Origin of the sequence: Cupriavidus necator N-1 (assembly GCF_000219215.1) — a bacterium.
GTDB classification, from domain to species: Bacteria; Pseudomonadota; Gammaproteobacteria; order Burkholderiales; family Burkholderiaceae; genus Cupriavidus; species Cupriavidus necator.
The window spans coordinates 2,648,207-2,668,660 of sequence record NC_015723.1 but is presented as its reverse complement, the minus strand read 5'-3'; the positions used below and the strand labels follow the sequence as shown (position 1 = coordinate 2,668,660).

At 69.1% G+C, this 20,454-nt stretch carries 17 protein-coding genes; 10 read left to right on the top strand and 7 right to left on the bottom strand.

The genetic code is table 11. From position 1 onward, the window contains the following. The first annotated feature begins 448 nt into the window (after window positions 1–448). Window positions 449–1,387 (top strand): mechanosensitive ion channel family protein, encoded by a 939-nt coding sequence (locus CNE_RS30145; protein WP_013954090.1) that lies wholly within the window; start codon window positions 449–451, stop codon window positions 1,385–1,387. Here CNE_RS30145 and edd read toward each other — a convergent pair. Continuing rightward, entirely contained in the window at window positions 1,384–3,231 is a 1,848-nt protein-coding gene (gene edd, locus CNE_RS30140) for a phosphogluconate dehydratase (protein WP_013954089.1), read from the bottom strand. The genes CNE_RS30145 and edd overlap by 4 nt on opposite strands. Window positions 3,232–3,459: 228 nt before the next feature. Between edd and zwf the strand changes: the two genes are divergently transcribed. Genes zwf through CNE_RS30115 form a run of 5 tightly spaced genes read left to right on the top strand, consistent with a single transcriptional unit; the run spans window position 3,460 to window position 8,726 of the window. Then, a complete protein-coding gene (zwf, locus tag CNE_RS30135; protein ID WP_013954088.1) occupies window positions 3,460–4,917 on the top strand; it encodes a glucose-6-phosphate dehydrogenase in 1,458 nt (485 codons plus the stop codon). Window positions 4,918–4,951: 34 nt separating this feature from the next. Continuing rightward, window positions 4,952–5,632 (top strand): 6-phosphogluconolactonase, encoded by a 681-nt coding sequence (pgl, locus tag CNE_RS30130; protein ID WP_013954087.1) that lies wholly within the window; start codon window positions 4,952–4,954, stop codon window positions 5,630–5,632. Between the two features lie 36 nt (window positions 5,633–5,668). Continuing rightward, window positions 5,669–6,682: a glucokinase gene (gene glk / locus CNE_RS30125; RefSeq protein ID WP_013954086.1), complete on the top strand. Its 1,014-nt coding sequence runs from the start codon at window positions 5,669–5,671 to the stop codon at window positions 6,680–6,682. 2 nt (window positions 6,683–6,684) lie between these two features. After that, window positions 6,685–7,398 carry a response regulator transcription factor gene (locus CNE_RS30120; RefSeq protein ID WP_013954085.1) on the top strand — a complete coding sequence of 238 codons (714 nt, stop codon included), beginning with the start codon at window positions 6,685–6,687 and terminating at the stop codon, window positions 7,396–7,398. Beyond that, window positions 7,398–8,726 (top strand): sensor histidine kinase, encoded by a 1,329-nt coding sequence (locus CNE_RS30115; RefSeq protein WP_013954084.1) that lies wholly within the window; start codon window positions 7,398–7,400, stop codon window positions 8,724–8,726. Before CNE_RS30120 ends, CNE_RS30115 begins: the two co-directional genes overlap by 1 nt. 124 nt (window positions 8,727–8,850) lie before the next feature. Here CNE_RS30115 and CNE_RS30110 read toward each other — a convergent pair whose 3' ends face one another. Then, window positions 8,851–9,786 (bottom strand): 2-hydroxyacid dehydrogenase, encoded by a 936-nt coding sequence (locus tag CNE_RS30110; protein ID WP_013954083.1) that lies wholly within the window; start codon window positions 9,784–9,786, stop codon window positions 8,851–8,853. Between the two features lie 386 nt (window positions 9,787–10,172). Between CNE_RS30110 and CNE_RS30105 the strand changes: the two genes are divergently transcribed. Further along, window positions 10,173–10,628, top strand: a complete 456-nt coding sequence (locus tag CNE_RS30105) for a YccF domain-containing protein (protein ID WP_013954082.1) — start codon at window positions 10,173–10,175, stop codon at window positions 10,626–10,628. Between the two features lie 4 nt (window positions 10,629–10,632). On the opposite strand, the gene CNE_RS30100 is transcribed toward CNE_RS30105, so the two are convergent. From CNE_RS30100 to CNE_RS30090, 3 genes are read right to left on the bottom strand one after another with little or no spacing between them, the layout of a single operon-like run. Further along, entirely contained in the window at window positions 10,633–11,103 is a 471-nt protein-coding gene (locus CNE_RS30100) for a MarR family winged helix-turn-helix transcriptional regulator (protein ID WP_013954081.1), read from the bottom strand. 44 nt (window positions 11,104–11,147) lie between these two features. Next, window positions 11,148–11,327 (bottom strand): hypothetical protein, encoded by a 180-nt coding sequence (locus CNE_RS30095; RefSeq protein WP_013954080.1) that lies wholly within the window; start codon window positions 11,325–11,327, stop codon window positions 11,148–11,150. Then, window positions 11,317–12,999: an FAD-dependent oxidoreductase gene (locus CNE_RS30090; RefSeq protein WP_013954079.1), complete on the bottom strand. Its 1,683-nt coding sequence runs from the start codon at window positions 12,997–12,999 to the stop codon at window positions 11,317–11,319. The genes CNE_RS30095 and CNE_RS30090 overlap by 11 nt, the downstream gene beginning before the upstream one ends. 194 nt (window positions 13,000–13,193) lie before the next feature. Here CNE_RS30090 and CNE_RS30085 point away from each other — a divergent pair, with 194 nt between their 5' ends. The 3 genes from CNE_RS30085 to CNE_RS30075 all read left to right on the top strand — a co-directional run bounded on the left by CNE_RS30085 (window position 13,194) and on the right by CNE_RS30075 (window position 16,870). After that, window positions 13,194–14,981 carry an OPT/YSL family transporter gene (locus CNE_RS30085; protein WP_013954078.1) on the top strand — a complete coding sequence of 596 codons (1,788 nt, stop codon included), beginning with the start codon at window positions 13,194–13,196 and terminating at the stop codon, window positions 14,979–14,981. A gap of 123 nt (window positions 14,982–15,104) precedes the next feature. After that, window positions 15,105–16,262, top strand: a complete 1,158-nt coding sequence (locus CNE_RS30080; protein WP_013954077.1) for an acyl-CoA dehydrogenase family protein — start codon at window positions 15,105–15,107, stop codon at window positions 16,260–16,262. Window positions 16,263–16,294: 32 nt separating this feature from the next. Continuing rightward, window positions 16,295–16,870, top strand: coding sequence for a hypothetical protein (locus CNE_RS30075; RefSeq protein ID WP_041228757.1), 576 nt, complete (start codon window positions 16,295–16,297; stop codon window positions 16,868–16,870). A gap of 102 nt (window positions 16,871–16,972) precedes the next feature. Here CNE_RS30075 and CNE_RS30070 read toward each other — a convergent pair whose 3' ends face one another. Then, on the bottom strand, window positions 16,973–17,347 hold the full coding sequence (locus CNE_RS30070) for a hypothetical protein (protein WP_010811174.1): 375 nt from the start codon (window positions 17,345–17,347) through the stop codon (window positions 16,973–16,975). Between the two features lie 171 nt (window positions 17,348–17,518). Then, window positions 17,519–20,365 carry a M16 family metallopeptidase gene (locus CNE_RS30065; RefSeq protein ID WP_041228755.1) on the bottom strand — a complete coding sequence of 949 codons (2,847 nt, stop codon included), beginning with the start codon at window positions 20,363–20,365 and terminating at the stop codon, window positions 17,519–17,521. Window positions 20,366–20,454: the final 89 nt, after the last annotated feature.

Genomic DNA, 20,454 nt, shown 5'->3' with positions numbered 1-20,454 from the left:
GCAGGGAGCGTACCCGTTTCTGCGTCCCTGCCGGTGCCCGCACGGCGGTATCGCCGACACCCCTTCGCCAACTTTCGTCGCTGAAAGTTGTGCCAGCACAGCTGGCCCGCCGCACCAGGCTTGGCCTGGCTGCTCCTGGTCCCTCCCTCGCTCGGATTTTTCTGATCCGCCGCCAGCCTTGATTGCACAAGGGCTGGCGCGTCGGCACGCAAGCGCGAACCGCAATCGCCGGAAACCAATTCCCGCCTTGCTTGTCTCCCTAACTGGGTTGCCGTGTCGGCATTGTCGGTGATCGTCTGACATCGCGCTTGCAACGTACGGCAATTTCCCCGGCGGGAAGTTTTCTGCCAGCCGCCTGAGGGTAATCTGGCAGCCCGCTGCCGCACGCAGAAACGGGTACGCAGCACCGCCTGTCTCCTCCATAACAACCGCAAACGGAGCCGCTCCCATGGACCTGAACTTCATCGATGCCAACAAGCTGGAGGCGGGCTGGACCTACCTGGTCCAGTTCGCCATCAACCAGGGCATGAACTGCCTGGCAGCCATCCTGATCCTGATGGCCGGCTGGTGGCTGTCGGCCCGCGTGGGCCGGGCGGCCCGGCGCGCGCTCAGCCGCACGCACGTGGACGAAACCATGCGCCCGCTGCTGGCCAACGCGCTGCAATGGATGGTGCGCGTGCTGACCATCGTGCTGGTGCTGTCGCAGTTCGGGGTGCAGACCGCCAGCATCATCGCCATGCTGGGCGCCGCGGGCCTGGCCATCGGGCTGGCGCTGCAGGGCACCCTGCAGAATATTGCCGCCGGCATCATGCTGGTGCTGCTGCGGCCGTTCCGCGTAGGCCAGTACATCGATGCGCAGGGGGTGGCCGGCACCGTGCGCGAGACCGGCCTCTTCATGACTGAGTTGACCACCTTCGACGGCGTGTGCCTGCGCGTGCCCAACGGCAAGCTGTGGGGCAGCGCCATCACCAACTACAGCGAGAACGCCACGAGGCGCGCTGACATCGAAGCCACGGTGACCTTCGACAGCGATGTGCAGCGCAGCCTGGAAGCGCTGCGCGCAATGCTCGCGCGCGAGCCGCGCCTGCTGGCCGACCCCAAGCCCGAGACCATGGTGGTCAACTACACGCAGCAGGGCATCACGCTGAACGTGCGCTACTGGACCTCGAATGACGACTACTGGAACGTGCGTTTCGCGTTCTACGAGCGCATCAAGCACGCGCTGGAACAGGCCGGCAGCAAGCTGGCGGTGCCGATCCAGGAATTGCACGTGCCGGGCGCCGCTTCGGTGCCGGGTGCGGTGAAGGTGGCCGACAGCGCGCCAGCGGCGGGCGCGCCGCACCCGACCGGCGCGGCGCCGCGCCAGCCGGTACAGCACCTGGGCTAGCGCTGCAGATTGTTTTCGTCGCCCTCGTCCGAAAACAGCGTGCAGGCACCGCTTTCCGCAGTGCTGACATGGCGGCGGAAGGTGGCGAACAGGTCGCGGCCCACGCCGTGGCGATTGGCGCTCAGGTCCGGACGGGCAGGCGCGCGCGCCTGCCATTCGTCATCCGGCACCAGCACGTCGAGCACGCCCGCGGGCGCATCCACGCGCATCATGTCGCCGCTGCGCACGCGCCCGATCGCGCCTCCGTGCAGCGCCTCGGGGCAGACATGGATGGCTGCCGGCACCTTGCCCGACGCGCCCGACATGCGCCCGTCGGTTACCAGCGCCACATGGAAGCCGCGGTCCTGCAGCACCGTCAGCGTGGGCGTGAGCTTGTGCAACTCGGGCATGCCGCACGAGGCCGGGCCCTGCCACGGCAGCACCGCAACGAAGTCGCGCTCCAGCTCGCCGCGCTTGAATGCGTGCAGCACATCGTCCTGATGCTCGAACACGATCGCCGGTGCCTCCACCACCTGGTGCTCGGCCTTGACCGCCGAGGTCTTGATCACCGCGCGGCCCAGCTTGCCGTCCAGCACCTTGATGCCGCCGTCCGGCGCAAAGGGCGCGTCGGCGCCACGCACGATGCTGTCATCGAGCGGCGCGGCCGGGCCGTCGATCCACGTCAGCTTGCCGTCGCGCAGCACGGGTTCGCGCGTGTAATCCTGCAGCCCGCGGCCGACGATGGTGGTCACGTCGTCATGCACCAGGCCCAGCGACAGCAGCCCGCGGATCACCACGGGCAGCCCGCCGGCGGCCTGGAACTGGTTCACGTCGGCCTTGCCGTTCGGGTACACGCGGGCCAGCAGCGGCACCACGGCCGAGAGCTCGTCAAAGTCGTCCCAGCCCAGCACGATGCCGGCCACGCGCGCCATCGCGATCAGGTGCAGCGTGTGGTTGGTGGAGCCGCCGGTGGCCAGCAGCCCGACGATGCCGTTGACGAAGGCGCGCTCGTCCAGCACCTCGGCCACCGGCGTATAGCGCTCGCCGCCGTGCACCAGCTTCAGCGCCTGGCGCGCGGCCTCGCGCGTGAGCGCCTCACGCAGCGGCGTGTTGGGGTTGACGAAGGCCGTGCCCGGCAGGTGCAGGCCCATCATTTCCATCAGCATCTGGTTGGAATTAGCAGTGCCGTAGAAGGTGCAGGTGCCGGGGCCGTGATAGGAGCGGGTCTCGGCCTCGAGCAGTTCCTTGCGGCCGATCTTGCCTTCGGCGTAGAGCTGGCGCGTGTGCGCCTTTTCGTCGTTGCTGATGCCGGTGGTCATGGGCCCGCCCGGCACGAAGACGGCCGGCAGGTGGCCGAACGACAGCGCGCCCATCACCAGCCCGGGCACGATCTTGTCGCACACGCCCAGGTACAGCGCGGCATCGAACATCTGGTGCGACAGCGCCACTGCCGTGGCCAGCGCAATCACATCGCGCGAGAACAGCGACAGGTCCATGCCGTCCTGGCCCTGCGTGACGCCGTCGCACATCGCGGGCGTGCCGCCGGCAAACTGCGCGGTGCCGCCGGCCTCGAGCGCCGCTTCCTTGAGCCACTGGGGGAAAGCCGCCAGCGGCTGGTGCGCCGACAGCATGTCGTTGTAGGCCGAGACGATCGCCAGGTTGGGCCGCTCGTCGGCCTTCAGACGAATCTTCGCGGCGTCAGGCATGGCAGCCACCGCATGGGCCAGGTTGGTACAGGAAAGCTGCGCGCGTTCGACCTTCTGCCCGGCCATGGCGCGGGTGCGGTCAAGGTACGCCTGGCGCGAGGCGGCGCTGCGGGAGACGATGCGGGCGGTGACCCGCTCGAGCACTGGATGACGTGGCATGGGGTTCTCCTGCGGGGGAGCTTTCAGCCTAGCGCACTTTGCCGCGTACCGCACGGTGCACTGACCGATGCACGCAGAAACGGGTACGCTTTGGGCCCGGGTCATGCATTTGCCGCGGCATGTGCCGCAGCCTGCGCCTCGCCAAGCCGGGGCGAGTCACGTAAACTTGCCACCATGCAAACCCGCCCATGGCGGGTCCTCAACCGCACAAGGAGTCCCAGGGTGAGCATGCCTGATTTCGACATGGTGCTGTTCGGCGGCACCGGCGACCTGGCGCGGCGCAAGCTGCTGCCTTCCCTGTTCGATGCGCACCACGCTGGCCTGCTGCATCCGGCCGCACGCATCCTCGCCACCGGCAGCCTGCCGCTCTCTACCGCGGACTACCTCGCCTCGCTGGAACAGACCGTGCGCCCCGGGCTGGCCCATGCGCCGCCCGAGTCATGGGACAAGTTCTGCGCGCGCATTGTCTACGTGCAGGCCGACGCACGCGTGCCCGCGCATTTCGATGCGCTGGCGGAGCAGGTGCTGGCACGCAAGCCTGAAGTGGTGGTGTGCTATCTCGCCACCGCACCGCACCTGTTCGTGTCGATCTGCGAGCAGCTGGCACGCACCGGCCTGAACACGCGCCAGGCGCCCAACGTGCGCATCGTGCTGGAAAAACCGCTGGGGCATGACCTCGAATCGAACGAGGCGATCAACTCCGCAGTGGCGAAGTTCTTCGCCGAAGAGCAGATCTACCGCATCGACCATTACCTCGGCAAGGAGTCGGTGCAGAACCTGATGGCGATCCGCTTTGGCAACGCGCTGTTCGAGCCGCTGTGGCGGCGCGAGTGGGTGCAGGACGTGCAGATCACCATCGCCGAAGAACTCGGCGTGGAAACGCGCGGCGACTTCTACGACCGCACCGGCGCGCTGCGCGACATGGTGCAGAACCACTTGCTGCAGCTCTTGTGCATGGTGGCGATGGAGCCGCCGGCCAGCCTCAGCGAAGATGCCATCCGCGACGAGAAGATCAAGATCCTGAAGGCGCTTAAGCCGATCACGCCGCAGGACGTGGCCGAGAAGACCGTGCGCGGCCAGTACCGCTCCGGTGCCATCGGCGGCAAGCCGGTGCCGGGCTACCTGGAAGAAGCGGGCATCGCGCCCGACAGCCGCACCGAGACCTTTGTCGCGATCAAGGCCGAGATCGCCAACTGGCGCTGGGAAGGGGTGCCGTTCTACCTGCGCACCGGCAAGCGCATGCAGTCCCGCGTGGCCGAGATCGTGATCCATTTCCGCGACGTGCCGCACGCGATCTTCCCGCGGCCGCTGACGCTGTCGCCGCAGAACCGGCTGGTGATCCAGCTGCAGCCAGAAGAAAGCATCCGCCTGTATTGCCTGGTCAAGCAGCCCGGCGACACGCTGGAGCTGACGCCGACCTCGCTCGACCTGGACTTTGCCAACTCGTTCAAGGTGCGCCGCGCCGGCGCCTACGAACGGCTGCTGCTCGACGTGATCCGCGGCCGGCTGGGCCTGTTCGTGCGCCGTGATGAACAAGTGCAGGCCTGGCGCTGGGTCGAACCTATCATCGACACCTGGGAAGCCAGCACCGTGCCGCCCAAACCCTATACCGCCGGCACCTGGGGGCCGGCCGCGTCGTCGGCGCTGATGTCGCGCGACGGCGGGCTGTGGCACGAGGAAGCCTGAGCCATGCGCCCGCAGAATCGCAAAGGAAACCATCATGCGCCAGTTTGAACATCCCACCCCGATGGACCAGGCCGAGGCGCTGGCCATCTCGATCGGCAATGCGCTGGAGCTGGCCATCCGCGTCAAGGGCTGGGCGGTGCTGGCGGTCTCGGGCGGACGCTCGCCGGTGGCGATGTTCGAGCGGCTGCGCCACCGGCATGTGCGCTGGGAGGCGGTGACCATCACGCTGGTCGACGAGCGCGTGGTGCCGCCCGACCACGCGGACAGCAACGCCGCCCTGGTGCGCGCGCACCTGCTGCGCGAGGCCGCTGTCAGCGCCGCCTTCGTACCGCTGATTGCCGATGCGCAGGACGTTGCCGCGCCGGCACAAGCGGTGGCGCGGGCCAACAGCGCATTTCGCCAGCCCGACGTGGTGGTGCTGGGCATGGGCGAGGACGGCCATACCGCCTCGCTGTTCCCGGATGCGCCCGAACTGCAGAGCGCGCTGAGCGAGCCGCAGCCCGGCTACGTGATCACGCACCCGTCAGTCGCGCCCCATGCCCGCATCACGCTGAACCTGGCGGCGCTGCTGGCCGCCGAGCGCGTGTTCCTGTCAGTGTCCGGCGCAGCCAAGGCCGAGGTGCTCGAACGCGCGCTGCAGGGACCTGCGCCGTCGTTGCCGGTCAGCCTGGTGTTGTCACGGCACCGGCACGGGCTTGACGTGTTCAAGACCTGACAGATCTGATTCCCAAGCGGAGCGATACCCGACGCCATGGCCACCACTGCATCCTCCTGCGCTGACTTCCCCCGCCTGCTCGGCGATGTGGGCGGCACCAACGTGCGCTTTGCACTGGAAACCGCACCAATGCGGATCGGCCCGGTGACCGCGCTGAAGGTGGCCGATTTCCCGTCGCTCGAAGCGGCCCTGCGCCAATATCTCGACGGCCTGGCCGCGTCGGGCAAGCCCGTGCCGCGCCACGCGGCGATCGGCCTGGCCAACCCGGTGACCGGCGACCAGGTCCGGCTGACCAACCACAACTGGTCGTTCTCGATCGACGGCATGCGGCGCGCGCTCGGGCTGCAGACCCTGGTGGCCATCAACGACTTCACCGCGCTGGCGCTGGCCCTGCCGCATCTGCCTGCCGACGGGCTGGTGCCCGTGCGCGCCGGCACCGCGGTGCGCACCGCGCCGCTTGCGCTGATCGGGCCGGGCACCGGGCTGGGCGTTTCCGGCCTAGTGCCGGCGCCGGGCGGACCAGCCGTGGCGCTGGCCGGCGAAGGCGGCCATATCGAGCTGATGCCCGACACTGACGACGAATGGGTCGCCTGGCGCGCTGCCCATCGCAACGTCGGCCGGGTGTCGGCGGAACGGCTCCTGTGCGGCAGCGGCCTGTCGCATATCCATGCCGCGCTGGCCGCAGAAACGGGTACGCTTTTGCTTGCGCCGCTGCTGCCGGAGCAGGTCACCACCGGCGCCTTCGAGCGTCACGACCCGCTGTGCCAGCGCGCCATGACGGTGTTCTTCGGCCTGCTCGGCTCGGTTGCGGCCGACATCGCCCTGGTGCTGGGCGCACGTGGCGGGGTCTACCTGGGCGGCGGCATCCTGCCACGCTTCGTGCCGGCGCTGCAGGCCTCGGCCTTTGCCGTACGCTTCGTCGCCAAGGGCCGCATGCGCGGCTGGCTGGAGGCCGTGCCGGTCCATGTCATCACCGCCAGCCACCCCGCGCTGCCGGGACTGGCGCGCGCACTGGCCGAGCGGCTTGACGGTTCCGGCGGGAACGCATAGCCATGCGCGTGCTGCTGGTGGAAGACGACGCCATGATCGGCGACAGCGTCAAGCTGGCGCTGCGCCAGGAAGGCTTTACCGTCGACTGGGTGCGCGACGGCGACGCGGGCCTGGCCGCGGCCAGCACCGCGCAGGGCGGCCAGGCGTGCTATGACCTGATTCTGCTCGACCTCGGTCTGCCGCGGCGCCCGGGCCTCGACGTGCTGCGCACCTTGCGCGCGCGCGGCGTGCCGACGCCGGTGCTGATCCTGACCGCGCACGATGCCGTCGCGGACCGTGTCGCGGGGCTCAATGCCGGCGCCGATGATTACCTGGTCAAGCCCTTTGACCTGCAGGAACTGGCGGCGCGCATGCACGCGCTGGCGCGCCGCGCCGCCGGCCGGGCGGAGCCGCTGGTCAGCTACGGCGACATCGTGCTCAACCCCACGACCCGCGAGGCCACCCACCGCGGCGAGCCGGTGCGGCTGTCGGCGCGCGAGTTCGCGCTGCTGTCCGCGTTGATGGCGCGGCCCGGCAAGGTCTGGTCGGTGCCGCAATTGCAGGAGCGGCTGTACGGCTGGGACGACGAGGTCGGCAGCAATACCGTCGAGGTCTATATCCACGCGCTGCGCAAGAAGTTCGGCGCGGCGCTGATCCGCAATATCCGCGGCGTGGGCTACGTGGTGCCGCGCCTCGATGGGGATGCAGCATCCGCAGGCGAAGGAGACACCCCCTGATGCGCTCCATCCAGCGAACCCTGCTGTGGTGGCTGGCCGCGGGCCTGCTTGCCGGCATCGCCGTCGCCACGGCGCTGATCTACGGGCAGGCACGGCAGGAAGCCAACGCGCTGTTCGACTACCAGATGAAGCAGATGGCCGCGGCATTGCCCAGCCAGTTCGCCGACCCGGTGGCGCCGCCTTTTCTGGGCGCGCCCGACGACCTGGCGCACGCCGACGAGGATGTGGTCATCCATATCTGGGACGGCTCCGGCCGCAGCCTGTACCTGTCGCATTCGCACCCGGCGCTGCCCGCGCGCGCGGAGCTGGGCTTTTCCAATGTGACCACGCAGCAGGGCGAATGGCGCCTGTACAGCATGCAGCTCGGGCCGACCGTGGTGCAGATCGCGCAGCCGATGAGCGCCCGGCGCACGCTGGCAGCGCGCATGGCGCTGCGCACCGTGGCGCCGCTGCTGTTGCTGCTGCCGTTGCTGGGCTGGCTGGTGTGGATGGCAGTGGGGCGCGGCCTGCGCCCGCTGCGCGAAATCGCCACCGAGGTGCGCGCGCGCGACGCCAACACACTGGCGCCGCTGGCCGTGCGCCAGATGCCGGACGAGATCGCTCCGCTGAGCGCCGCGCTGAACCAGCTGCTGGCGCGGCTCTCGCACGCCATCGACACCCAGCGCGCCTTCGTCGCCGACGCCGCCCATGCGCTGCGCACGCCGCTGGCCGCGCTGCAGTTGCAGGCACAGCTGGTGGAACGGGCTGAGAACGGCGCAGCGCGTGACGAAGCGATCGGCAAGCTGCGCCAGGGACTGGAGCGGTTGACCCACCTGGTCACCCAGCTGTTGACGCTGGCACGGCAGGAGCCGGGCGCAGCCATTCCTCCGCACGAACCGGTGGAGCTGCACCAACTGGCCGCAAGCGTGGTCGCGGACATGGCGCAGGCCGCGCTGGATCGCAATATCGACCTTGGGCTCGACGGCAGCGAGGACACATCGCCGGCGGTGGTGCGGGGCGATGTGGATGCGTTGCGCATCCTGCTGACCAACCTGCTGGATAACGCGCTGGCTTATATCCCTGCCGGAAGCCGTATCGATGTGCTGGTGGGTCGCAGTGCCGACGGGCGTGCCGTTGAACTGGTGGTCAGCGACAACGGGCCGGGGATACCCGCTGAAGAGCGTGTGCGTGTGTTTGATCGCTTCTATCGGGTGGCCGATGCACCCACCGGCGGGAGCGGGCTCGGGCTGGCCATCGTGGCGGAGATTGCGCAGTCGCATGGGGCGCGGGTGGTGCTGGAGGATGCGGGGCCAGGGTTGCGGGTGAGGGTGGTGTTTGGGGCCGGGTAGGTCTTGAGCTGCTGGTTGGGCTGCTGTCGCTCGGACAGAAAGTAGGTCGCCGGCTATGCCAGCGAAACAGCCCACGCATGCCAAGAGCGACGGCGTACCGTTGGCCAATGCAAAAGCTTGCCCCTCACCCCACCGGCGTCAACACCCCCTCCCCCGCAAAATGCCGCCGCGCATTCTCCAGGAACTGCATCACGGACGCCGTGATGGCCTCCGGCGACCAGCCTGCCACATGCGGTGTCAGCACGACGTTAGGACAGTCGAACAACACCACCGGCGGCGCCGGCTCGCTCTCATAGACATCCAGCCCAGCCCCGCCAAGCTTGCCGGCGCGCAGCGCTGAAGCCAGCGCCTCGGTATCCACCACGCTGCCGCGCGCGATATTGACGAGGAACCCGGCCGGCCCCAGCGCCGCCAGCACGCTTGCATCGACCAGGTGCCGCGTACCCGCCCCGCCCGGCGTGGCGATCACCAGGTAGTCCGCCCACGCGGCCAGCGCGCCGATGCTGTCGAAGTACCGGTACCCCGCGTCTTCGCGCGGCTTGCGGTTGTGATAGCCGATCTCGAGGTCGAAGCCTTCGCCGCGCCGGGCAATACGCCTGCCGATGGTGCCTAGCCCAACGATCCCCAGCCGCTTGCCCGAGACATTGGGCCGCAGCGGCAGCGCGGTGCGCCAGGTGCCGGCGCGCGTGGCCGCGTCCAGTTGCGGCACGGCGCGCACGGTCGCCAGCAGCAGCGCGAAGGCGTGGTCGGCCACGCAGCTGTCGTTGGTGCCGGCACCATTGGCCACGGCGATGCCGCGTGCGCGGGCGTGGGCCACGGCGATATTCTCGAAGCCCGCGCCCAGCGCACACACCAGTTCCAGTGCCGGCATCGCGTCGATCTCCGCCGCGGTCAGGCCGGTGGAGCCGATGGTCAGTACCGCGCGGATGCGTTCGCCCTGCGTGGCGATCTGCGCGGCGCGGCCTTCCGCGTCCGGCGCATAGAGGATCTCGAATCGTTCGGCAATGGCGTCGCGGTGGTGGGTAGCGATCTGGGTCAGGATCAGCAGCGTGGGCTTCATGGCGGGGACAGCGGAGTAGACGGTGGAGTCGGAGAAGGGTGACAGCGTGTTGGCTGCCCAGGGGGCTGGCGCGCGGATAGCGGGCCAGCGTCACATTCTAGCGCTGCGGCGTCGTGCTTGCCGAAGGCGCCAGCACGCGCGGAGGCACGCAGAAACGGGTACGCTTTGCCTGCGGAAGCGGGGTTTGCGACCGGCCTTGCAGAGTGCAATATGCCTATAAACAAGGCTCGAACGCGTTTCCCGAAGGACCGGCGACGCCGTTCAGCCGGTCCCGGCAAGGCACGCAGAAACGGGTACGCTTTGCGGCCACGACCCCCTCGCCGCCATGCCGGCACAACACCATTGCGTATCATGCGTGTTCTCTTCCTCACTCGTGAACGAACGGCATGCGCGCAATCGGCAACTTCCTCTGGTTCATCCTTGGCGGCGTGGTCATGGGCCTGGCGTGGTGGCTGGCCGGGCTGCTGGCCTTTATCTCGATCATCGGGATCCCCTGGGGCAAGGCCTGCTTCGTGATCGGCACGTTCACGTTCTTCCCGTTCGGCAAGCAGGCCATCAGCCGGCGCGAGCTGACCGGGCGCGACGATGTCGGCACCGGTGCGCTGGGGCTGGTCGGCAATGTGCTGTGGTTTGTCGTTGCCGGCGTGTGGCTGGCCATCGGCCACGTGATGGCGGCGGTCGCCAACTTCGTGACCATCATCGGCATTCCGTTTGCGATCCAGCACCTGAAGCTGGCCGGCATTGCGCTGGCGCCGATCGGCCAGACCGTGGTCACCAATGAGGTGGCCGACGCCGCGCGCCGCGATGGCGCACGCGTGCAGGTGGACAACCTGCGCCGCTGAAGGCTCAGGCGCCGGCGTCTTCGGCGCCGTCTTCGTGCTGCTGGCCGGCGTGCGCGACCAGCCGGTCGAGCAGGCTGCCCAGCAGCGCCTGTTCGGCGTCGCTCAGGCAGCCGAAGATCTCCGCATTGCGCCTGGCGATCATCGCGATCGCCTGCCGGTAGAGCGGCTTGCCCTGTGCAGTCAGTGACAGCACCACGCCGCGCCCGTCGGCCTCGCTGGCCTCCTTGCTGACCAGCCCGCGCGCCACCAGCGCCTGCGCCGAGCGGCTGGCCTGGCCCTTGGTCAGGTTGGCGCCCTGCGCCAGCTCGTTGACCGACAGCGGCGCAAAGGCGCCGATCGCGGCCAGGCAGCGGCCCTCGCTGAGCGGCAGGCCGCATTGCTCCAGGTAGGCGGCGGCGCTGTCCTTGTCGCTGAGCTTGTTGACCTGGTGCAGGCGGTAGGTCAGGAACTGTTCGAGGCGTGGCAGTGGCTTCATGGCGTGTCCTTGTCAGGCGTCGGCATTCTAGTGTCCTATGTTCCCTATTGCCGGCTGTGCGCCTCGGCTTCGTCGATCAGCGCCAGCACCGGCGCCAGCGCCTCCTGCCGGCTCATCAGGCCCAGGCACACCATTGCCAATAGCAGCGGGGTGTGCGCTTCGCCGGCACGGCCCATGGCCTCGCAAAGGCGGGTGTAGGCGAGGTCGAGGTCTTCAGCTTGCATGTCGGGCTCCGGTTTGCAACAGGGGGTCGAGGCTGGCGCGCACGGCGTCCCATGACGGTTCGCGCCAGCGTGCCAGGACATAGCCATCGGGGCGGATGAGGTAGAGCGTGCCGGGTCGTGCGCCGTAGCGGGCGTGGGCCTGGCCGGCGACGTCGGCCAGCGCCGTGGCGCCGGCGACGTTGCCGCCGGTGACCACCACGCGTGCCTGCACGGCGTCCGGATGCGCGTGCGCGAACGCGGCCAGCGGCTCGGGCAACGTGGGCGCATCGCTGAAGTACAGCAACGTGAACCGTTGGCCGAAGCATTGGGTAAGGTGCACGACCTCGTCGGGGCCTGCCACGCGCATTTCCGGCGCGGGCAGGCCGGGCGCGGTGCCAGGGCAGTCGTCGCCAAAGTCGCTGGGACCGTTCAGCGCGGAATCCGTATAGGCAATCGGTGCGGACTGCCGCGGATTGATCAGCGACCGCACCGCGGGCTCATGCTGCGCCAGACGCAGCGTGGCCTCGCGCATCAGCCGGAAGGCGAAGTCGGGCGGCGCCATGAACTCGGTGCTCTTGGCCCCGTAGGCGATGTTCTGCCGCGTGGCATGCACGCGTTCGGTCGAATAGGAATCGAGCAGGCTGTCGGGCGCCTGGCCGCGCAGCACCCACGCCAGCTTCCAGGCCAGGTTGCCGGCATCGTCCAGCCCGGAGTTGAGCCCGCGCACGCCAAAGATCGGCACCAGGTGCGCGGCGTCGCCGGCGAACAGCACGCGGCCGTGGCGGTAGTCCTGCAGCGTCAGGCACTTGGCGTTGTAGATCGAGATCCACAGCGGGCGCCACGGCTCGGTCTCGCCGATCATGTCGAGGTGGCTCTGCACGCGTGGCAGCACGTTCTCCGGCTTGACGGCTTCGTCGGGGTCTTCGTCGTCGCGGATCTGGTAGTCGATGCGCCAGACGTCGTCAGGCTGGCGGTGCATCAGGATGGTCGATCCGGGGTTGGAGGGCGGGTCGAACCAGGCCAGCCGCTCCACCTCGCGCCGCGTCTTCTGCACGATATCGACGATCACGTAGCGGCCTTCGTACTGGGTGCCTTCCATGCGCAGGCCCAGTTGCTCGCGCACGGTGCTGCGCCCGCCGTCGCAGGCCACCAGCCATTGCGCGTCGACCTGCACCACGCCTGCGCCTGTCTGGATCTCGGCCACGACGCCGCTGCCGTGCTGGCGCACTGCCTGCACGCGCGCGCCGAAGCGCACATCCGCCGGCGCGGCGCCGTGCAGCGCGGCGTCATGGGCGAAGGCCTCCAGGTAGTACTGCTGGATATTGACCATCGGCGCGAAGCGCTCGCCGGGCTCGCTGGGCATGCGGAAATGCAGCACCTCGGCATCGCGGTAGTAGCTGCGCCCGCCTACCCACGGCAGGCCGGTTTCGATGGTGGTGCGGTCCGCGCCCACCCAGCCGAGGATCTCCAGTGAACGCCGCGCCATGCAGATGGCCCGGCTGCCGGCGCAGTAGCCGTCGTCGGCTTCCACCACCAGCGCGGCTATGCCCTGTCGCGCCAGCAACGCGGCCAGCGTCAGGCCGACCGGGCCGCCGCCGGCAATCAGTACCGGCACGCGCTGCGGCCATGGGCGCGATGACGAGGGCGGCGGTGCCGGCGGCACGGCCGCGTGGGGTGCAGTGGAGTCTGGCATGGCGGGGCTGTGGTGTCTCTGCGATGTAGTTGTGTACGCAACTATATCGGCCGGATGGTTGCGCACGAAACTAGTGTTAACCCGGCCGGGCATCGACCGTCCGGCGAAAGTCGGAGACAAGTCGCACATCGCCGCAGGGCGGCCTTGGCCTATGCTTCGCAAGAGGCACACTGCCTCAGCCCGCGCGCCGCGCCATGCCAACGCTCCCGACCGATGCCGCACCCCGTGCCACCTGGCTGCCCTCGCCGGGCAGCTGGCAGTATCACGTGCTGCTGGGCGCGGCAGGCATGCTGGTGCTGGGGCCGCTGGGCGGCATCGCTGCCGCGTATATGAATTTCTCGCTGGGCTTCTTTGTCGGCGGGCAGGTGCTGGCGGGCATCCTCGGCTCGGTGGTGACGGCGGGCTATGGCGCGCCCGGGCGCCACGGCGCCAACTACATCCAGACCGCCGCGGCGTCGGTGGCGGGCATGGGCGGCATGGCCGTGGTGCTGCAGGCGATGGCGTGGCTGGGCATGGCGCAGCCGCCGCTGTGGCAGCTGGTGCTGTACATGTTGTGCATCGGCATGTTCGGGGTGGGCGTGGGCATGCTGTACACGCCATTGCTGGTGGACCGGATGCAGCTGACCTTTCCGTCGGGGCTGGCCGTGGCCAATATCCTGCGCGCGCTGACCGATCCGGCGCTGCTGCGGCGTTCGGTGGCCCGGCTTGGGGGCGGCATGGCGCTGGGCCTGGGCTGCGGCCTGGGCGCGGCGCGCATGCCGTGGCTGGCGGCGCTGGACCTGTCGGCTGCGACCTTCGGCGCGGGGATGATTGTCGGCGCGCGCGTGGGCATTGCCGCGCTGGTGGGCGGGCTGGCCGGCTGGGCCATGACCCCGTGGTTTGTCGCCGCGGGCTGGATGGCGACTGGCGAGCCCTATCGCAAGGCAACCTTCCTGGTAGCCCTGGGCATGATCATGGGGGCGGCAGCCGTCGATGTGGCCTTGCTGCTGGCGCAGGCGTGCCGCCAGTGGCGTGCGGGGCCCGCGCCGCGGCACTCTGCGCCGCGGCGCGGGCCGGGCATGGGCTGGGTGGCGGCCTGGGCGCTGCTATGGGGCGCGGCCACGGTGGCGGCGGGCGTTGCCTGGTTCGGCCAGCCGTTGGGCTTCCAGCTGATGGCGGTGCTGCTGGTGCTAGTGTTTGCGCTGGTCAACGGTATCTCGGTCGGCATGGTCGACCAGAACCCGATCTCATCCGCCTTCGTGCTGTCCGTGATCCTGATGGCCGCCGCCGGGCTGCGCGCGCCCCATGTCGGGCTGATCGCCGCCACGGTCTTGCTGGTGGCCACGGCCGAGGCGAGCGACATGCAGCAGGACCGCTCCACCGGCTGGCGCCTGGGCAGCGACCGCATAGTGCAGTTCGGCTACCAGGTGGCGGGCATCGTTGTGGGTGCGCTGGTTGCGGTGGCGATGGCACGGCTGTTCATGCATGCCTACCCGGTGCTGGCGCTGGACCAGACCAGCCTGCCGGCCGACCAGCAGCCGGCGCGCTGGACCTCGGCCATGACATACAAGATCGTGGGCGTGCTGCACGGGCTGGCGCAAAGCCGTGCCGGCCAGCATGTGGCGGTGGCAACGGGCCTGGGGCTCGGCCTGGCCACCGCGGTATTGCGCAAGGCCATCCTCGGCCGGCCGGCATGGCAGCGCTTTGCGCAAGCCAGCCGGCGCGGGCGGGTGGCCGATTTCCTGCTCGATGCGGTGATCCTGCCCTCGCCCTATGCGTCGTCATTCGGTGGCTTCGTCAACCTGGCGGCGGCCGGGTGGATGGCGGCCGGCGGAGTGATGGCGAGCCTGGCCGCTGCCGTGGCCAGACCCGCAAGGCCGGCCCAGGGTTTGCCGCAGGACATGAGCACCGCATCGCTGGTCGGTGGCGGCCTGATCGCGGGCGATGCGCTGGCGGCGCTGGCCATCGGTGTGGCGGGCCTGTTATCCGCCACATGGGGTTGAGGCCCGCTGCGATTGTCAAATTTTATTGACGCTTCTGTCCAAGTTTCAGTGGATTGTCAAATCTCGCGACCGGCGTACCATAGGCGGCCAGACTGACGCACTGGCTTGACCCGGAGAATCACCATGGCCCTTGACCAAGAATCCTTTGCCCTGCTGCGCGCCTCGGTGCAGCGCTTCATCGACGAACGCCTGAAGCCCGCCGAAGACACGCTGGAGGAAACCGACGACGTGCCCGCCGAGATCGTCGCGGACATGAAGGAGATGGGCCTGTTCGGCATCTCCATCCCCGAGAACTACGGCGGCATCGGCCTGTCGATGTCGCAGGAATGCGATGTGGTCTATGACCTGGGCCATACCGCCTTTGCCTTCCGCTCGGTGTTCGGCACCAACGTCGGCATCGGCTCGCAGGGCATCCTGATGGATGGCACCGAGGAACAGAAGCAGCAGTACCTGCCGCGCATCGCCAGCGGCGAGCTGATCATCTCGTTCGCGCTGACCGAGCCGAACGCCGGCTCCGATGCGGCTTCGCTGCAGACCAAGGCCGAGCTCGACGGCGACCACTACGTCATCAACGGCACCAAGCGCTTCATCACCAACGCGCCGCGCGCCGGCGCCTTCACGCTGATGGCGCGCACCGGCGGTGCGGGCGCTTCGGGCATCTCGTCCTTCATCGTGCCGGCCGACACCCCGGGCATCTCGCTGGGCAAGCCGGACAAGAAGATGGGCCAGCGCGGCACCAAGACCTGCGACGTGGTGCTTGAGAACGCGCGCGTGCCGGCCGCCAACATCATCGGCGGCGTGCCGGGCGTCGGCTTCAAGACCGCGATGAAGGTGCTCGACCGCGGCCGCCTGCATCTCTCGGCGCTGGCCTGCGGCATGGCGCATCGCCTGATCACCGACGCGGTGGCGTATGCCAAGGAGCGCAAGCAGTTCGGCAAGCCCATCGGCGACTTCCAGCTGATCCAGGGCATGCTGGCTGACAGCCAGGCCGAGCTGTACGCCGGCCTGTCGATGGTGCGCGACTGCGCCCAGCGCTACGATGCCAAGCCCGCCGGCAAGAGCGATCCGGAAGTCAGCATGCTGGCCTCGTGCACCAAGATGTTCTGTACCGAGATGGTGGGCCGCGTAGCCGACCGCGCGGTGCAGATCCATGGCGGCGCCGGTTATATCGCCGAGTACAAGGCCGAGCGCTTCTACCGCGACGTGCGCCTGCTGCGCCTGTATGAAGGCACCACGCAGATCCAGCAGTTGATCATCGCCAAGCAACTGCTGCGCGACTGACCCAGTAAACGCCCCGCGCGGCAGGAGTCGACGTGAACACGATGCAGTTACGCGGGCCGGACAGCCCGCTGCAGGCAGGGCATGATGGCGACGCGCCGCACCGGCTGCGCGCCGTGGTGGCAACTTATCGTCCCACGCTGCAGGCCTATACGCTGGCGGTGTCGCCGGCCGAGTTGATGGCACTCAGCGCGCTGCCGGCAGAGATGGCGGGCGGCGTGGGCGGCACCTGCGATCCACGCGCGCACGCGCACCTGGCGCGCCTGCGTGGCGAGGTCCAGGCCAGCGGCATTGCGTTGCCGGGTGCCATCGTGGTCGCGGTCAACGGCGGCAGCCTGCAATGCGAGTTTGACCACCTCTACACGCTGTCGCTGCATCCGCGCCGTGGTGACCGGCTGATCGTGCTGGACGGCTATGAGCGGCTGCTGGCGCTTGCGCATGGCGAACGGCGGCAATGCAAGACGCTGGTGTCGGCGGTGCTGTGGCGCGCGGCGCTGGATACTGCCGCGGCGGTGCCAGCGGCGGAGGCCGCCAACGAAGTGATCGACGCAGCCTTGGCGCAGTCGTCGTGCGCGGCGCGCTGGGCCAACGCCACGCGGGTGTGGCATTGACCGGGGCACCGGGCACGAAGAACGGGCTCAGCGCAATGTGACGGAAGCCGCCTGCATGGCGGCTTTTTTCTCTTCTAATGGTCTGACGTGCGCGCAAGCCGCTTATTGCGGCCACACGCCATCGACATCGCGCAGCAGGTGGCCGGCGAGGATATAGTCCCCGAGCCGCGTGGCCTTGGCCTCGAGGTCGAGCAGTTCATGGTCCGCCAGCGTGCCCAGATCGAACTGGCAATAGAGATTGCGTTGACGGAACGTGGCCTTGGGTTTGGCCAGCCCTTCGATCAGGGCTTCGCGGGAACGGACGGCGATGCTTTCTTGTCCGCGATACTGCACCTTGATACCGCGCTTTTCTCCGAGCCTGCCGAGTTCGACGGCATCCTGCCATCCTGTCTCGTAGTCCAGCTCAAGCGCCAGCACGCCTTCCGAGGCCAGAAGCCTGAGCGCTTCTGCCTTGCTGCCAGCTCGCACGATTGACATCCACACCTCTTATATCGACTTATACTGTACGAATATACAGTCAACCCGGGGTCGCGGCAAGGGGCTTGCACCGGACGCCTGCCGACCGCTCCCTGCCTTGCCGCCGCGATGTTGCGCAGGCCGCGCCTGCGGCCTTTCGCCAGTGCAGCCGAATATTGTTTCCCGCGTATGTCAGGGCTGCGCCTGCGGTGCCGCGCCGGCCGCTTCGTTGCCTGTGCTCCCGGGCGCGCCGGCGCCACTTCCGCTGCCGGTCGTGCCCGCCTGCGCCGGTGCGCCGCTGAAGTCGCCGGCATAGACGCGCGACAGCGTGCCTGGCTGCATGTAGCGCCGAATGGCCGCGTTGACGGCTTCCGGCGTGGCGTTGCGCAGGCGCTCTTCGAGTTCGGCGGTGAAGGCCATGGTGCGGCCCAGGTAGAGCTGGTTGGCCAGCGCGCCGGCCAGCGCGGCATCGTTGCTGCGGCTGACCATGCCCTGCTGCAGCAGGCCGCTGACGGCCTCGGCCAGTTCCTGCGCGGTGATGCCGTCGCGCACGAAGCGCTCCAGCTCCTCGGCCATGGCGCGTTGCAGGCGCGCCAGGTTCTGCGGTGCGTATTGCGCCTGCAGGCCGAAGCGTCCCGCGCGGTCTAGCGCGCCCACCTGCACCCAGCTGCTCGCGCCATAGCTCAGGCCTTCCCGCTGGCGCAGCCGGTCAGCCAGGCGGCCGCGCAGGCTGGCGCCGCCGAGCACGCGGTTGGCAATCATCATCAACGCATAGTCCGGCGCGTCGTTGGTCAGGTCGATCGGCGCGGCGGCCAGGTAGATGGCATTGGCCTTGCCCGGAGCGGGCAGCGTGAACTCCGCCGGCGGGATCGGCACATAGGGGCGCTCGACGCGCGCGTAGGGCTGTGGCGCGCTCCAGTCGCCGAACAACTGCGCTGCCTGCGCGGCCGCGGCCGGGGCATCGAAGTCGCCCACCAGGCTCAGCTGCGCGTGGCCCGCGCCGTAGAAGCGCGCGTGGAAATCACGCACCTGCGCCAGCGTGACGGCCTGCAGGTCGTCGATGTTCTCGGCAAAGGTGCGCGCATGGCGCGGGTCGCCCGCGGGGTAGGGGTCGCCATGGCGGCCCAGCGCATTGGACGCCATCACGCCGGGCTCGCGCTGGATGCTTTCGATTTCCGCGATGCTGGTCTTGCGCAGCGTTTCTAACTCCGCCTCGGGGAAGGTCGGTGCGCGCAGCAGGTCGCGCAGCAGGGCCAGCAGTTCCGGCAGGTGCGCGCGGCGCGTATCGAAGCTGACGGTCACGCGCTCAGAGCCGCCAGAGATGCCGACGCGCGCGCGCAGCGCCTCGATGCGGTCGGCGATCTGCTGGCGGTCCATGCCAGCCGCGCCGCGCCGGAGCATGGAGGCGGTCAGCGCGCCCACCGTGGTCAGCCCCTGCAGGCTCTGCACGTCGCCCATGCGCAGCACCAGCGTGCCGTGCACCACTTCACCGCGCGCGGGCTTGGGCAGCAGCGCCAGCTGCATGCCGTTGGCCAGCGTCTGGCGCGTGGTGTGGTCCTCGATATTGGCGGGGCTGGGATCGAACGCCGCCACCGCGGCCATTGCCTGCCTGCCCTGGTAGCCGCTGACCATGGCGGTGACATCGGGCGCCGGCGGCACCTGCGTGCGCGACGGCTGCTCGACGGGAAGGAACACGCCCACGGTGCGGTTCGATGCCTGCAGGTAGTTCAGCGCCACGCGCTGCACGTCGGCAAGCGTGGTGGTCTCGATGCGATCGCGCGCCAGGAAGAACAGGCGCCAGTCGCCCTTGGCGATGGCCTCGGACAGCGCAATGCCGAGCGCGCCGGGATCGTTCATGTAGTGTTCGTACGCGTTGCGCATGCGCACGCGCGCACGTTCCAGCTCGGCCTCGGTCACGGGCGCCTCGGCAAAGCCCTCGACCTGCGTGATCAGCCCGGCGCGCGCGGCCGCGAGCGGCTGGTCTTTGGACGTCTCGACCATGAGCAGCAGCGCGCCCGGGTCCTTCATCGCATAGAGCGCGGTGCCGACCGACACGGCCTGGCCACGCTCGACCAGCGCCTTGTACAGCCGCCCGCCCGGCGTGTCGCCGAGGATGATGGTCAGCAGCGAGAGTGCCGTGCTGTCCGGATGCGCGCCCGGGCTGACGTGGTACTGCGCGGCGACCAGGCTGTTGTCGCCGGGGCGCATCACTACCAGCTCGCGCGCGCCTTCCTGTGCGGGCTCGACGGTATGCTCGGGCGGCAGCACGCGCGTCGGGCGCGGGATCGGCCCGAAGTAGCGCTCGATGCGTGCCAGCGTGGCGGCGGGATCGAACTTGCCGGCCACCACCAGCACCGCGTTGTCGGGCTGGTAGTAGCGGCGATAGAAGGCACGCAGGTTGTCGATGCTGACCTGCTCCACGTCGCTGCGCGCGCCGATCGGGGCCTTGCCGTAGTTGTGCCAGCGGTAGGCGGCGGCCATGGTCTGCTGCATCAGCATGCGCCCGGGGCTGTTTTCGCCCATTTCCATCTCGTTGCGCACCACCGTCATCTCGCTGTCCAGGTCGGTGCGCGAGATCACGCTGTTGACCATGCGGTCGGCTTCCATGCGCAGCGCCCAGTCGAGGTTGTCGTCGTTGGCGCTGAAGGTGCCGAAGAAGTTGGTACGGTCCTGCGCGGTGGTGCCGTTCACGCTCATGCCGCGCCGCGCGAACTCGGTCGGGATGGTCTTGTCCGGCAGCGCTGGCGTGCCCTTGAACAGCAGGTGCTCGAGCAGGTGGGCCATGCCGGTCTCACCATAGTTCTCATGGCGGCTGCCGACCAGGTAGGTGATGTTGACGGTGGTGGTGGCCTTGGCCGCGTCCGGTGCCAGTACGATGCGCAAGCCGTTGGGCAGGCGGTATTCGGTGATGCCTTCGACCGACGCCACCTGCGTGGCCCTGGCAGGCGTCGCCGCGGGGGCGGTCTGCACTGGCTGCGCCAACGCCGGCGCGCAGGCAAGCGAAGCAAGCAAGGACAGGTGCAGGGCAGTGCGGCGCATGGCGTCTCCGGGCGGGCGGTGGCAGTGAGTTGGTGGGTGAGGCACGAAGCGCATTCTAGCCGCCGCCCCTGCCAGGAACTGTGCCGCAG

Excerpts from the sequence above, each read along its gene's own strand:
- CNE_RS30145 (WP_013954090.1), top strand. The coding sequence starts at position 449 with ATGGACCTGAACTTCATCGATGCCAACAAGCTGGAGGCGGGCTGGACC.
- edd (WP_013954089.1), bottom strand. The coding sequence starts at position 3,231 with ATGCCACGTCATCCAGTGCTCGAGCGGGTCACCGCCCGCATCGTCTCC.
- zwf (WP_013954088.1), top strand. The coding sequence starts at position 3,460 with ATGCCTGATTTCGACATGGTGCTGTTCGGCGGCACCGGCGACCTGGCG.
- pgl (WP_013954087.1), top strand. The coding sequence starts at position 4,952 with ATGCGCCAGTTTGAACATCCCACCCCGATGGACCAGGCCGAGGCGCTG.
- glk (WP_013954086.1), top strand. The coding sequence starts at position 5,669 with ATGGCCACCACTGCATCCTCCTGCGCTGACTTCCCCCGCCTGCTCGGC.
- CNE_RS30120 (WP_013954085.1), top strand. The coding sequence starts at position 6,685 with ATGCGCGTGCTGCTGGTGGAAGACGACGCCATGATCGGCGACAGCGTC.
- CNE_RS30115 (WP_013954084.1), top strand. The coding sequence starts at position 7,398 with ATGCGCTCCATCCAGCGAACCCTGCTGTGGTGGCTGGCCGCGGGCCTG.
- CNE_RS30110 (WP_013954083.1), bottom strand. The coding sequence starts at position 9,786 with ATGAAGCCCACGCTGCTGATCCTGACCCAGATCGCTACCCACCACCGC.
- CNE_RS30105 (WP_013954082.1), top strand. The coding sequence starts at position 10,173 with ATGCGCGCAATCGGCAACTTCCTCTGGTTCATCCTTGGCGGCGTGGTC.
- CNE_RS30100 (WP_013954081.1), bottom strand. The coding sequence starts at position 11,103 with ATGAAGCCACTGCCACGCCTCGAACAGTTCCTGACCTACCGCCTGCAC.
- CNE_RS30095 (WP_013954080.1), bottom strand. The coding sequence starts at position 11,327 with ATGCAAGCTGAAGACCTCGACCTCGCCTACACCCGCCTTTGCGAGGCC.
- CNE_RS30090 (WP_013954079.1), bottom strand. The coding sequence starts at position 12,999 with ATGCCAGACTCCACTGCACCCCACGCGGCCGTGCCGCCGGCACCGCCG.
- CNE_RS30085 (WP_013954078.1), top strand. The coding sequence starts at position 13,194 with ATGCCAACGCTCCCGACCGATGCCGCACCCCGTGCCACCTGGCTGCCC.
- CNE_RS30080 (WP_013954077.1), top strand. The coding sequence starts at position 15,105 with ATGGCCCTTGACCAAGAATCCTTTGCCCTGCTGCGCGCCTCGGTGCAG.
- CNE_RS30070 (WP_010811174.1), bottom strand. The coding sequence starts at position 17,347 with ATGTCAATCGTGCGAGCTGGCAGCAAGGCAGAAGCGCTCAGGCTTCTG.
- CNE_RS30065 (WP_041228755.1), bottom strand. The coding sequence starts at position 20,365 with ATGCGCCGCACTGCCCTGCACCTGTCCTTGCTTGCTTCGCTTGCCTGC.